The organism is Helicobacter cynogastricus (genome assembly GCF_900197855.1).
GTDB lineage: Bacteria > Campylobacterota > Campylobacteria > Campylobacterales > Helicobacteraceae > Helicobacter > Helicobacter cynogastricus.
The window spans coordinates 13,704-26,019 of record NZ_FZMQ01000003.1; the positions used below are offsets into that span (position 1 = coordinate 13,704).

The following is a 12,316-nucleotide window of genomic DNA, read 5'->3' on the forward strand; positions in this document are numbered from 1 at the left end:
GCGCTTATCTGCGCTTTGATAAAAACCAGACCCTTTTATCTAGGTATCACCCGTCCCTTTTAGTCCRKYYTTTTTGGGGTGGCAGTGGGTGTGATGGTCTTGATTGTCGCGATGGCAATCATGAATGGCATGAGTAAGGAATTTGAGGATAAACTTTTTGTGATGAACTACCCGCTCACTCTCTACACAACTAGCTATGCAGGCATCTCACAGGGCACTTTAAACGCATTAGAGAAAAAATTCCCCAACTTGCGCTTTAGCCCCTATTTGCAAGCCCAAGTAGTGGTGCGCTCGCAGGGCATGGTGAGTGGGGGCATGTTATTTGGCATAGACATTGATAAGGAATTACAGCTTAATAGCGTTTTAAAAAAGGGGCTTTCCCCAACACAAATCGAATCTTTTAAGAGCAATCCTTTTCACATCATCATGGGTAAGACTTTAGCCCAGTCTCTATTGCTAGGACATGCTTCTCAGATCGATCTTTTTTTCACCAAACTAGAGCCCACCGGCTTTGTGCTCTCTCCCACGATGAAACGCTTTAAGGTCGATGGTTTCTTTGAATCGGGTTTACGCGCTTATGACAATAGCTATCTTTACACAAGTTTAGAAGCCTTGAGTGCGATTCGCAATTTACCCCCGGGAATCTATGATGGGGTGCATATCTATTCTACCCACGCCATGGAAGACATGCCAAAAATTAAAGAGGCACTCAAAAGTATCCCTAATGATGGGGTAGACATTGAGGGCTGGTGGCAACAAAATGGCAATTTCTTTTCCGCGATGGCTTTAGAAAAACGCGCACTTTTCATCGTCTTAATGCTCATTATTTTAATGGCTAGCCTCAATATTATTAGCTCTTTGCTCATGGTGGTGATGAATCGGCGCAAAGAAATTGCCCTCTTACTTAGTTTAGGTGCGACCACCCAAGAGATCAAAGGAGCTTTTTTTTATTTGGGGGCGGTGATTGGAGTGGGGGGTATTATTTTGGGCGTGATCCTAGCTTTTATTGTGATGTGGGTGCTTGCTACTTTTCCTATCATCTCTTTACCTGCCGATGTTTATGGAATTGACAAACTGCCCCTAGACCTCTCAATGGTGGATTTTATAGGCACTTTAGTGGGGGCGTTGTGCATTGTAGCACTCTCTTCATATTATCCTGCGCGCAAGGCGGCAAGTGTAGATGCGCTCGCAGTTTTGCGTAATGAATGAGGATAGTTTAAGCTACATTTTAATAAAATCAGGGAGTCTTTTGGTCTTAAAAAAAGAGCAAGAGAGAAATTTGGTGGAGATAGCCCTTGAAAAATATTTATGTTGGGAACTTGGTTTATAGTGCGACAGAACAAGAGGTCGAAGAGCTTTTTAGTCAGTTTGGGGTAGTGCGCTCTGTGAAGCTCATTCAAGATCGTGAAACCAAGAGACCCAAAGGTTTTGGCTTTGTAGAGATGGAGGATGCAGATGCGCTCAAGGCGATCAGCGCATTAGACAATACGGATTTTATGGGTCGCACAATCCGTGTTACAGAGGCTAATCCTAGGCGTTAATGTGGCATTTCGTTTTGGGGCAAGCGATGTCTCTTTCCCTAGTTGAATGGGGGGGGGGGGAACTTCTTAGGGTTTGGTTTAAGAGAATCTTTAAATAACTTGCTTTTTGTTGTACATTTGTCAAACGGGGGCTTCTAATGCGTATCTTGCTTTGCACTAACCAGTATCCTCCTTTACAAACAGGTCCGGCTATCTCTTCATACAATCTGAGTCTAGCATTCGCCCGTGCAGGCCACGAAGTGTTTGTGCTCACAGGAGATATTTTTCAGCTACAAACTCTTAAAAGAGAGGGTGTTAAGCACTCTGTAAGTGCAGGCAATGTCGCTAAAGAAGCGGTAGAAATCACACCGAATTTATTTGTGGTGGCTTTCCATGTCTATGGTGAAGCGGATTTGACTAAGGGTGAGATCAGTGCCTTCAGGGATTTTGTAATGCACTTTACATGCGATCTCTTTTTACAATTAGAAGTGGTGGATAAATATATGCACAAATGGACTTCCAATCTTATCTACGATCTAATTCCTACAATTAAAGCTTCTAAGAAGGCACTTCGAGTCAAAGATACTCCTAATCTTTCCAGCTCCAATTTAAAAACAAAGTACCATGAAACAAAATACCATTTTCAAGAGTTGTGCAAGGTCGTTTTGCATAAATGCCACTTCTATCATAAAAGCGTGAATCTAGACTCTTCTATAGCATGGTTCAAGTACACTCTGAAAGATGGCATCAAGTTTTGCTTATATAGGCATCATCCAGAGAAAAACTATATTCCATGGCTTAGAAGCACTCTTAAAAAATATCTCAAGTATTATGACTGTGTGTTTTTCTTGGGAAAGGATGCAAGCGAAAAACACCATTTGCCCCCCTTCTGTGCGCGTGTTAGTGTTTTGTCCGATGGAGTTCTAGTGGAAAATATCCGCCCCCCTAAAAGTCTTGAAATCGCGTATAAAAGAGGAGAGGAAAAGAAAGAAATAGAATTTGAAGCTCTTTTAAAACAACCTTTTATTCTTAATGTCGCTAATTACAACCCTCTTAAAAACCAGGACCGCATTCTTGAGGCTTATTATCTCTCTGCAGCACAAATTCCCTTGGTTTTTGTAGGATCCTTAGACATTGCTGGATGTTTGGCACATTTAAAGAGAGCCAAGCAACAATTGGATACAAAACATGGCTTTAAAGAAGTGTTCTTTCTTTATGCCTTGAAGCGCCAAGAGATTTTAAAGCTTTTTGAGCATGCAACATTACTCTTGCATGCCAGTCCACATGCTTACTACCCTATGGTGATCTTAGAAAGTATGCAGTATGGCATGCCTTTTGTGTGCATGGTTGCAGAACATGTTAGAGAATTATGCGCAGAACTTTTAGTACGCGACTCCGCAGAGATGGCTCAGAAAATTGATTCCCTGCTAAGCGACTCTTCGTACTATCAAAAGATCGCCCAAATTTTACACAAACGCATACAAGACCTCACCTATGAAAAAATAATTCCAAAGTTTCTAGAAGACCTCAACGCAAGTGGGCAAATCGTTTGAGGAAGTGGCGGTAATAGTAATAACGGCGTGCTTGATAAAAAAGTGTGCGTAGTCTGCGTGTAATAAGACGCGCCCTGTAGAATTTGTCGGTGCTCATGCGCAAGTTGTCCGAATCGCCTCCTGAGATAGTAGAGATGGCATGGTACTGGTTGAATCCCACACTTATAGGAATATAAGTGATGTTGGGAATTTTATGGGCATGCACTAAAGAGAGAAGATTATCTACAGGCTCTGTAAAATGCAAACTCGCGCTCACAAAAGCCTTGGCGGCTTTAGGGGTGAGATAATAAGCAGAGGCAGCAAACACTTCTAAACACGAAAGATAAAAATGCTCCTTTAAAATGACCTCCACTTTGGGGTCTGTGGGTAACACTTGAGAACCACCAACCTGAGCGATAGAAGACTTTTTAGTTTTGATTTCCCAAAATGTTGCAAATAGGCGCACAAAGTCAAAGGGGCTTTGCATGCAGTGCACAAGACTCTCATAGAAGTTAGACTTGAGTTCCACATCATCTTCCAAAATCACAAGAGGACGATTGGACTCGATGCATTTAATCCATAACATGTAATGACTCGCATAACAGCCCAATTCTTCAGGCAACAACTCCCGTCCATGTATATCGTTAAACCACTCGCTTTCTTTAAGCCATTGGGATGAATAAGAATTCTCAATCAACCCACTATAACCTAAATCATTTCTAAAATAATGACTATGTTTATCAATCGCATCAAAGAGATGAAAGTTAAATTGCAAGCTGTAACCTTCAGATGAAGGAGGGTTTTCTGTTGTAGCTTGGCAGACCTTACGGCGTGGACTCTCTTTTAAGGAGATAAAGTAAATGTCTAAAGTATCCATGTGTTACACCTCAAATCGTTTATCGTTTTCATAACTATGATCCATCATACCGGCTAATTGGAGTATTTGGCAACTGCTTTCTAATAAATCAAGGGTTTTTAACAGACCGGGTAATTCGCGATCATAAGCCACCACCCCACACCCCTTAATGAAAACATAGTTGCGCGCGCTCTCTTGCAATTGGCGTAAAATATCTGCAGGCGCGCGCTCCTGCCACTCTCCATAACCTTTAGGATCGTAAATTTCTATCGTATTCCCCAAAATAGTACGCCCCATATAATCTAGTGGCGCAAGGCGTGCATGCCCCAAAGAATAGGCAATCGCATAAGGTGGACGGGCATAAACCACAAAGCGCGCTTCGCTACAACCTTGATAAATGCGCGCGTGGATGGGTGTGTCTCTGCTTGCTTCCTGCCAACGATAATCTGGCGTGTCTTGAGCGACCATAAAAGAATCCCCACTTAAGCTATCAAAAATCGCCTCTCTTTTATTAATCACAAAACGGCGCGCGCTCACACGCGCAGAAATAGAGCCTCTAAGAATGCTAAAACAACCTCTCCTAAACATGGAAAGTGAAACTTTTTGAAGTTGCCCTAGAAGCTCCGCATTCACTTCGCGCGCATGAATATTCATGAGGCCGCCTTACGCAATGTCCAACAAGAAGCCTCAAAGCAAACCCACACCCAATCTCCAGCCTGCAAAGTAGATGTTGGCGGATAAACAACTTGGAGATGTTGTTGTGCTAGAGCAAGGGTTAACATGCCATCTTGGACACATAGGACGCGACCAAGCAAAGAGGGAGACATTGGGGCGTTTAAAAGAGTTTTTAAATCTCCAGATGTGCAAAAATGCCTGCCTTCTTGGGTGTGTATGTGGACAAGATAGTCAGCCAGAAAGATAGCCTCTTGGAGATCATGGGTAATAATTAGAGTTGTGAGTTTGAAATGCCTACTTAATCGCTTTAGCTCCTCTTGAAGTGCGTTGCGACTTGGTGCATCTAGTGCACTTAAAGGCTCATCTAAACATAATAATGCGTTCTTTGTTCCAAGCGCGCGCGCTAGAGCGCGCGCTAGAGCAACGCGCTGTTTTTGCCCTCCTGAGAGGGTGTGAATAGATCGCTTTAAAAGTCCGCCTAGCTCCATAAACTCCACCACTTGGGTAAAAATTTGAGGCTCTTTATTCCCAAAGCGTAAATTGTCTGCCACATTCAAATGCGGAAAAAGCGCGCCATCTTGGAAGACAAAACCCAGTGGGCGTTGCTGGGTGGGCAGACAAAATTTAGCCTTAGTGTCTAGCCAAAGCTGATCGCAAAAGGAAATTTTGCCCTGATCGGGTTGTTCAAGCCCAGCAAGTAGGCGCAAAAGCGTGCTTTTACCCACCCCGGAGCTACCAAAAATCACGCTAATACACTCAGTGGGTAAGCTCATATGTGCCTCTAGAGTAAAAAGCCCCTGTGCGCCCAAGAGCTTCTTGCTTAAAGAGAGGGTTAACACTTATTGCCGTCTTGAAAAGGTGATGCCATAGACTTCATTACGTACTTCAAAAAGAGGGTCTTTGGGGGGTTCAATCCCGCTAGGCAGAGTATTAGGCATAAAAACTTCTGCATTGCACCCATCTCCGCTAAAATGGCGCACTTCTAAGTGTCCCAATTCTATTTCTTTATGCCTGCCATGCCATAGCTTGGTGGTGTTATCAATGGGGTCTTTAGGATTGGCTAGAATGAGGGCTAATTTATAACCTATGGGGTGTTTAGCCACTTGAGTTTTAAAATCCTGCTCTAAAAAATCTCTAGGGGCTTTTTTAAGCGCGGTTGGGCTAAGAGTGCGCACACCCGCTAGAGGCTGCAAGGTAAATCTAGCTGGGATTAACTTGCCCTTAGAGTCTTTGAAAAAGAAAGTATGGATGCTGTAATAAGGGGTATGCGCCACGCTAGAAGTTACCCCCACGCTTTGCAGATAATGGGCATAATTAGCATAGGAAGGCACTTTTTGCATTTGTTCAGCGATATAGGCTTGATTTAACTTACCCTCTTTGGGGATGCGCATTTCAAAGAAACGCCCAAATTCCTCAGGTGTGCGTGCAAAATTGATTTGCGTATTTGCCATAACCATAATCCAAGATTCTTTAGCCCCTTGCAAAGTGAGAGCAATCCCGCGCACTTTAGAGGCATCGCTAGCATGCAAATTCCCTCCGCCTAGTGAATAACGCACCTGCGCCTTAAGGCGAGTTTCTTTGAGTAGGGGAATGTTAAAACGCCCCGCATTTTTGGGGGTAAAATCTCCAACTGCGCAAAAACCTTTGGCGTGGTTAATTTTTTTATGTGGATGGGTGGGATCGCCATTGAGGCGGTAGAAAATGTCGGCAATGCGATTTGCATCATATTCTTGCGCCCCCAGCAAGCCGGCTAAACCTAGTACGAGCCATATTTTATGCATGCGCATCCTTTAATCTTTTTTGGGTTTGAGCACACTAGCTAAGATACCTGCGCCCAGCACGCCCAAGACAATATAAAGGCTGGCTGTGGGACTAATTTCTAAGCCAAAGCCAAAAAGGTGCTTGCTCGCGCCTAAAATGAGCTTAAGGCTGATGAAGGCAAGTACCACAATCACACTTTTTTCTAGGTAGACCAAATAACCCTTGAGCACTTCAAGAACAAAATAAAGGCTTCTTAACCCCAAGATCGCAAACATCATCGCGCTATAGATGATTAAGGGCTCTTTGCTCACGGCGATCACAGCAGGCACACTATCAAAGGCAAACATGACATCGCTCAACTCAATCACGGCCAAGCAGAGAAATAAAGGTGTGGCGATGATTTTGGCTTTTTCAAAGGCATTTTGGTGGTGGAAGGCGTTGACTTCTTTGCCCTCTAGGTTTTTTTCTAAATCTTGTAGTGCAGATTTCTTGATGAAAAAATCATGCCCAACTAATTTAGGGTAGACTGGGAAGAACTTATAAACCAATTTATACGCCATGTGTTTGGAATAGTCTTCTTCATGTTGCTCGCTCTCTTCCTTGCTCTGGTTTTTGAGCATAACCACGCAGCTATAACCCACCAAGAGCCCAAAGAGAATTTCTACATAACCAGAGAGGTGTAAAAGGCCACTTCCAATGAGCACAAAGATGAGCCTAAAGACAATCGCGCCCAAAATGCCATAATAGAGCACGCGGTGGCGATAAATTTCAGGAATCTTAAACCATGCAAAGATTGCCATGATCACAAAGAGGTTATCTACAGAGAGGGCTTTTTCTAACACATACCCGGTTAAAAAAAGAGACATGCTTTCTTTGCCATCGTGCCAAAGTAGATAGAGTGCAAAGACTAAAGCTGTTCCTACCCAAAAGATAGACCAAAGCCCCGCACTCTTGAGAGTTACAACTTGGTCTTGTTGGTGTGCTTTAAAGTCGATCACGAGGGCAACAACCATAAACACAATGAAAACAATGAGATCTAAACCCATATTAAGCCCCCTGTGCGTCTAAGAAAATTTGATCGCTAAAACTATTGGCGTGCACATTACAAAAGGCGTTTTTAAGAGAAGTGAATAACATCGGATTATTACGCTCCATTTCCTGTAAGAAGTATTTCGTAGCGGCTCTGGCAATGGGAGGTTTGTCGGAATCTGGCTGTTTAGCCGGGCAGTTGCAATCCGGCGCAGTGGGGATATTTTGGGATTTTACAAAGTCAATACTTTGGCGTTCTCTAATGTGAATGAGGGGGCGAATCACAAATAGTCCATTTTCGGCGCGATAAATGGGGGGCATGCTACGCAAACTCCCATTATAAGTAAAATTCATAAAGAAACTTTCTACTGCATCATCTAAATGATGCGCTAGGGCGAGCTTATTATAACCATGTTCTAGGGCATATTGATAGAGCACCCCGCGCCGCATGCGCGAGCAAAAACTGCAATAAGAGCTCTGTTCGCGCCGTTTTTCGCGGATTGTCTGAGCGATATTGGTGTGTACGATTTCATAGGGAATATTTTGCTCCGCACAAAGTGCAGAGAGCCATGCTAAGTCCTCATTGAGGCCATAATGTATCGTTACCGCTTTAAAATTAAATTTAAAAGGGGCGTGTGCTTGCATGCGCGCAAGCAAACAGGAGAGCAAGATCGAATCCTTGCCCCCGCTTAAGCCTACCAAGACCCGATCGCCCTCAGAAATGAGCTGATAATGGGCATTGGTGCGTCCTACGATATTGAGAATCTTTTTACTAATGGTGTAGGGCATGCATGTCCTTTTAGGTGGAATAGGGTTTTCTAAACGCTTGAGAGTGTTGGATAATTTGTTCCTCACTCAGCAAAGAGGCATTGTATTTAACAATGATGGTATTTTGAGTTTCATTAACATACCATTCTATAATTCCATGCATCTCTTCTAATGCGCTGAATTTTTGGCGTTCAAAGGCATCCAAAGGAAAATAGACATTTTGCTGTTTGTTGGGGTTATTGAGGCAGAAAACTAAAATGCTCCAAAGTACGCATGCTCCCATGACAATAAAAGCAGATTTTTCTACGCCTAAGTAGGTATAACCCACACCTCCCAAGAGCCCTCCTACAAAAGAACCCATATAGCCATAGGTTACAAACATGCCCAAAACTAACCCGCGTTGATGCGCCTTAGCAAATTTGCTTGCTAGTGATTGCATAATGGGTTCTAGTGTGCCAAAACCCACAAAGAAAATCATAACTCCCATGATAAAAAGCCAAGGGATAGGTGAAGCGGTGTTATGATCGGCATAGGCCAGACATGCATAAGCGAACAAAAAGCACGCCACTCCTGCTAACACAACTGCCTTAGCTTTGTGAAATTTCTCTGCAATAATAGCCGCAGGAGCCATACTCACCATTCCTAGCAGTGCCCCTGCTGTATAAATTTTCCAAAGCACGCTTTTATCCATGTGAAACTCATGCACGATGGCTAGAGGGATGAGGACAAAAATTAGAGTCATTAAACACTTTTCAAAAAAGGAACAACAATTAATAATGAAAATGTCTTTGTTTTTGAGCGCATCACTGAGGCGTGGCTTTTCTTTTAAAGAGTAGAGAATCTTGGGAGGCTCAGGAACTCTAAAAGCCATCAGAATCATCGCAAAGACACTTAAAAGGGCGGTGAGAAAAAACAACCACTCCACCCCAAAGGTCATGCCAACGCTCGGACCTATGACCATCGCTATTGTGAAGCTAAAGAAAATCCCCGCCCCCATCATTGCCATTGCGTGCGTGCGCTTTTCCTCCTGCACCACATCGGCGACCATCGCGCTTAAAACTCCCCCCACAGCCCCCATGCCTTGCACAAAACGCCCCACCACGAGCCAACCTACACTTTGTGCGAAAAAACAAATCAAAGAGCCTAGTACAAAGACCCCCAAACACCACACCACGACTTTTTTACGGCTAAAACGATCGCTTAACATGCCAATAGGAGTTTGTAGCAAAATCTGCGTTAGATAAGCCCCACCTACCGCTAAACCCATCATCAAAGCGGATGCATGAAAACTGGCCGCATAAAGAGAGATGACGGGTAAAACAATAAAAAGGCCTAAAAAGCGCAACGAAGAAACGAACACAAGAGGGAGAATTTGTTTTAACAACTAAGGTCCTTTGCCCGGGAAGACTTTTTGGCATGCTTCTTTGTTGTGCTCCAAGACGCAAGCCTCCTGCAATTTTTTAAAAGCCTGCGCGCGTTGGGTTTCTGTTTCTTTTTCAATTTGCCGCATTTGGTAGGTATATACCCCGTAAAAAGCAATTCCGGCCACAAGCACAAATAAGAGATCGCTCCCTCTAATCTTGGGACAGAACTTACATGCCATATCATCTCTTTTTTGTTATTATAGCATGTCTTAAATCCACCCTATTAAGGAAAATTATGTCCAAAATATTCAAAATCATCACCGCTCCCTTGGATTTTATCACCAAGTATTTTAAAACTTTCGTTTTTTTGAGCATTCTTTTTTTTGCTTTCTCACTCAATAAAGACGAGGGACACACTCAACCAAACTTAGCTAAAATCTATCTACATGGACCTATCTTTGAGAGCGAGAGTTTTCGCGATCAGGTAGATAGAGTGCTTAAAATTCCTAGCATTAAGGGGGTGCTCTTACTCATCGATTCACCCGGGGGGAGCATTAGCGCGAGCGTGGAGTTAAGCGACATGGTAGCTAAGCTTAAAAAAACAATGCCGGTTGTCGCCTATGTGCAGGGGGTGATGGCTAGTGGGAGCTATTATACGGGCATGCAGGCTAACTTGATTTATGCCAATCGGGGCGCATTGGTGGGTTCTATTGGGGTAATCTTTAGTGGAGCTAACATTGCCGCTTTGATGGACAAATTAGGAATCAAATCACAAGGCATGGCTAAGGGGGAGTATAAAGAGGTGGGGACTTTTACGCGCGCTTGGACGGATAAAGAAAAGCAATTTTTAGACAATTTGCTTACAGAGCAATACAATATGTTTGTAAGCGATGTTGCTAAAGCTAGGGGACTAGACCCTAAGAAATCTAATGTCTTTGCTGAGGGCAAGATTTTTAGCGCAACACAAGCGGCTAGCTTGCATCTCATCGATCATGTAGGCACTTACGATCAGGCTATCCAAGCCTTACAAAAACTCACTCAAGTTAACAACCCCATTTGGCTTAAAAAAGATCGCTTAGAAATGTTTATGGATAAATTCTTACAATCCAGCAGCCAAGTTTTAAGCCAAGTCTTGGGCTACCAACTACGCTAGAAACTATAAATGTAGCGCAGATACATGGAGTATTGCCGTCTAAAAGTTTCGCTCAAAGTGTAGCGGTCGCCCCCTTTGGTAGTGCCTCCATTGTAGTAAAGAAGGGGAATGGTGGGGATTTTAACGCCAAACTCCACCCCGTGGTGTTCAATGATATTGGTGCGAATCCCCACATTGACTAAGAATTGAAAATGCGTGCTTTGTACATGACTTTTAAGAGGTCCTGTGGTTATCATGCTAGCGTAGTTGATGTCCCCATTGGTGCCCACCTCACCTCCTTTGTAACCGGGCGCGCAAGGATTTCCACTATCTGGGATATAGGCACACTCCCCAGACACCGTGCCAATCATATAACCTTGATTAAAACGGCTTACTTTGTTGCTAGTCCAAGAATTGCCTGCAAATTGCACGCCTAAAAAAAGACCTAGACTAAATTTATCTCTATTGAGGATATTAAAAAGCATGTCCGTACCTACGCCATAAGTGTACATATCCACTTTATCATCATTTTGAAAAAAGACGCTGGTGTAGTTAGAGGCAGTGGCGTTGGAGAAATTGCTATGCCCATAATCAAAAAAGCCATAATAACGCAAGCCAAACCACCTTTTTTTGCCAAAGAATTGTTTGTAGCCGGCAATCACACCCACGCCAAACATGGGCGCGTTTCTCCCCGGATTCTCTGCACCTTGTGGGGTTTTGGCATTGTCGCTAGACATCATCGCGCTACTCCACTCTGCTTTACAATTTCCTGGACCACAATCATTAGCTCCGATCGTGTCATCGGTAGGTTGATGAGTGCTAGGATCGTAACCATTTCTGGCACTAGCTGCAGTGAGATCGACCGTGCCTTGTGGTATTTGGAAAATGCTCCCATTCTTTCGCCCATCGAGTTTTTTATCCGCCCGCCCTACCTGCAAGCTGATTCCTATAAACCCTGCATTCTTCTCTGCGGGGAGAAGCCCTATTCCTAATGCCGCACAAAGACCAAATCGTAGAAAAATGTCTTTTGATAATACGCACACAGAATTATTAACCATCATTAACCCACTATCCCTTAAGTAAAGTATTACAAGAAAGTATTTTTTATTATATCACAATCTTTTATTGCGATCAAGATTAGCCGGTTTTTTAGGATATAATCGGATTTGATTTCATCTTAAAACTAAAGTTTGGCTATGCAAGCTCTTTATCCGTATGTGCTCGTAGTGCATCTTTTCTGTGCGATTGTGTTTATTGGCTATCTTTTTTTTGATGTAGCTATCCTTTCGCAGGCCAAAAAGCATTTTCCTCCTGATTTGGCTAATCGTATTGAAGAAGCGATTGGAATGCATGCAGTTAAGATCATGCCCATTTGTGTTTTACTTCTTCTGCTCACCGGAGGGATGATGCTAAGTAGCTATGTAGGGGGAGAGAAAGGGTGGCTAGAAACCCCTTTTCAAAAACTTCTCTTACTCAAGGTAACTCTAGCTTGCGTAATTTTTGCTTTAGTGATTTTCTCTTTATCGTGCAAATTTCTTAACAAACCCAACCCTCTAGCCTCTATCATTCATCCTCTTGTGTTGGTTTTGGGCGTGGGGATTGTCATTTGCGCTAAATGGATGTGGTTTGCCTAGCATGTGTGTAGGCTACACAACTTTACCCCCTCACTACCTAAAATT

The 12,316-nt window shown here is 43.3% G+C and carries 13 protein-coding genes and 1 pseudogene; 5 read left to right on the forward strand and 9 right to left on the reverse strand.

The features are described from left to right. The first annotated feature begins 8 nt into the window (after positions 1-8). From C6H00_RS00180 to C6H00_RS00190, 3 genes and pseudogenes are all read left to right on the forward strand, one after another. Positions 9-1,209: pseudogene (locus tag C6H00_RS00180) on the forward strand (ABC transporter permease). A gap of 86 nt (positions 1,210-1,295) precedes the next feature. After that, positions 1,296-1,541, forward strand: a complete 246-nt coding sequence (locus C6H00_RS00185; protein ID WP_104749049.1) for an RNA recognition motif domain-containing protein — start codon at positions 1,296-1,298, stop codon at positions 1,539-1,541. 137 nt (positions 1,542-1,678) lie between these two features. Then, positions 1,679-3,073, forward strand: a complete 1,395-nt coding sequence (locus C6H00_RS00190) for a glycosyltransferase (RefSeq protein ID WP_104749050.1) — start codon at positions 1,679-1,681, stop codon at positions 3,071-3,073. Here the strand turns inward: C6H00_RS00190 and C6H00_RS00195 are convergent. The 8 genes from C6H00_RS00195 to C6H00_RS00230 form a co-directional block, all read right to left on the reverse strand. Then, a complete protein-coding gene (locus tag C6H00_RS00195; protein WP_104749051.1) occupies positions 3,048-3,929 on the reverse strand; it encodes a glycosyltransferase family 25 protein in 882 nt (293 codons plus the stop codon). The two genes, C6H00_RS00190 and C6H00_RS00195, sit on opposite strands and share 26 nt — an antisense overlap. A 3-nt stretch (positions 3,930-3,932) precedes the next feature. After that, a complete protein-coding gene (locus tag C6H00_RS00200; RefSeq protein ID WP_199769128.1) occupies positions 3,933-4,562 on the reverse strand; it encodes a class II aldolase and adducin N-terminal domain-containing protein in 630 nt (209 codons plus the stop codon). Further along, the gene (locus C6H00_RS00205; RefSeq protein WP_233704325.1) at positions 4,559-5,356 is read right to left on the reverse strand and encodes an ATP-binding cassette domain-containing protein; all 798 of its coding nucleotides are present in this window, start codon (positions 5,354-5,356) and stop codon (positions 4,559-4,561) included. Before C6H00_RS00205 ends, C6H00_RS00200 begins: the two co-directional genes overlap by 4 nt. Before the next feature lie 66 nt (positions 5,357-5,422). After that, on the reverse strand, positions 5,423-6,364 hold the full coding sequence (locus C6H00_RS00210; protein WP_104749053.1) for a catalase: 942 nt from the start codon (positions 6,362-6,364) through the stop codon (positions 5,423-5,425). A gap of 9 nt (positions 6,365-6,373) precedes the next feature. Continuing rightward, a complete protein-coding gene (locus C6H00_RS00215) occupies positions 6,374-7,390 on the reverse strand; it encodes a TerC/Alx family metal homeostasis membrane protein (RefSeq protein WP_104749054.1) in 1,017 nt (338 codons plus the stop codon). Position 7,391: 1 nt separating this feature from the next. After that, a complete protein-coding gene (locus C6H00_RS00220; protein ID WP_104749055.1) occupies positions 7,392-8,162 on the reverse strand; it encodes a tRNA 2-thiocytidine biosynthesis TtcA family protein in 771 nt (256 codons plus the stop codon). Between the two features lie 10 nt (positions 8,163-8,172). Continuing rightward, entirely contained in the window at positions 8,173-9,525 is a 1,353-nt protein-coding gene (locus C6H00_RS00225) for an MFS transporter (RefSeq protein WP_104749056.1), read from the reverse strand. After that, positions 9,526-9,744, reverse strand: a complete 219-nt coding sequence (locus C6H00_RS00230; protein ID WP_104749057.1) for a hypothetical protein — start codon at positions 9,742-9,744, stop codon at positions 9,526-9,528. A gap of 56 nt (positions 9,745-9,800) precedes the next feature. On the opposite strand from C6H00_RS00230, the gene sppA reads away from it, so the two are divergent. Beyond that, complete coding sequence (sppA, locus tag C6H00_RS00235; RefSeq protein WP_104749058.1) at positions 9,801-10,658, forward strand: signal peptide peptidase SppA; 858 nt, start codon at positions 9,801-9,803, stop codon at positions 10,656-10,658. Here the strand turns inward: sppA and C6H00_RS09035 are convergent. Continuing rightward, positions 10,655-11,698, reverse strand: coding sequence for an outer membrane protein (locus C6H00_RS09035; protein ID WP_104749059.1), 1,044 nt, complete (start codon positions 11,696-11,698; stop codon positions 10,655-10,657). The two genes, sppA and C6H00_RS09035, sit on opposite strands and share 4 nt — an antisense overlap. A gap of 135 nt (positions 11,699-11,833) precedes the next feature. Here C6H00_RS09035 and C6H00_RS00245 point away from each other — a divergent pair, with 135 nt between their 5' ends. After that, entirely contained in the window at positions 11,834-12,271 is a 438-nt protein-coding gene (locus C6H00_RS00245; protein ID WP_104749060.1) for a copper resistance protein CopD, read from the forward strand. Positions 12,272-12,316 lie beyond the last annotated feature (45 nt).

Excerpts from the sequence above, each read along its gene's own strand:
- C6H00_RS00190 (WP_104749050.1), top strand. The coding sequence starts at position 1,679 with ATGCGTATCTTGCTTTGCACTAACCAGTATCCTCCTTTACAAACAGGT.
- C6H00_RS00215 (WP_104749054.1), bottom strand. The coding sequence starts at position 7,390 with ATGGGTTTAGATCTCATTGTTTTCATTGTGTTTATGGTTGTTGCCCTC.
- C6H00_RS00220 (WP_104749055.1), bottom strand. The coding sequence starts at position 8,162 with ATGCCCTACACCATTAGTAAAAAGATTCTCAATATCGTAGGACGCACC.
- C6H00_RS00230 (WP_104749057.1), bottom strand. The coding sequence starts at position 9,744 with ATGGCATGTAAGTTCTGTCCCAAGATTAGAGGGAGCGATCTCTTATTT.
- C6H00_RS00210 (WP_104749053.1), bottom strand. The coding sequence starts at position 6,364 with ATGCATAAAATATGGCTCGTACTAGGTTTAGCCGGCTTGCTGGGGGCG.
- C6H00_RS00205 (WP_233704325.1), bottom strand. The coding sequence starts at position 5,356 with ATGAGCTTACCCACTGAGTGTATTAGCGTGATTTTTGGTAGCTCCGGG.
- C6H00_RS00200 (WP_199769128.1), bottom strand. The coding sequence starts at position 4,562 with ATGAATATTCATGCGCGCGAAGTGAATGCGGAGCTTCTAGGGCAACTT.
- C6H00_RS00195 (WP_104749051.1), bottom strand. The coding sequence starts at position 3,929 with ATGGATACTTTAGACATTTACTTTATCTCCTTAAAAGAGAGTCCACGC.
- C6H00_RS09035 (WP_104749059.1), bottom strand. The coding sequence starts at position 11,698 with ATGATGGTTAATAATTCTGTGTGCGTATTATCAAAAGACATTTTTCTA.
- C6H00_RS00245 (WP_104749060.1), top strand. The coding sequence starts at position 11,834 with ATGCAAGCTCTTTATCCGTATGTGCTCGTAGTGCATCTTTTCTGTGCG.
- sppA (WP_104749058.1), top strand. The coding sequence starts at position 9,801 with ATGTCCAAAATATTCAAAATCATCACCGCTCCCTTGGATTTTATCACC.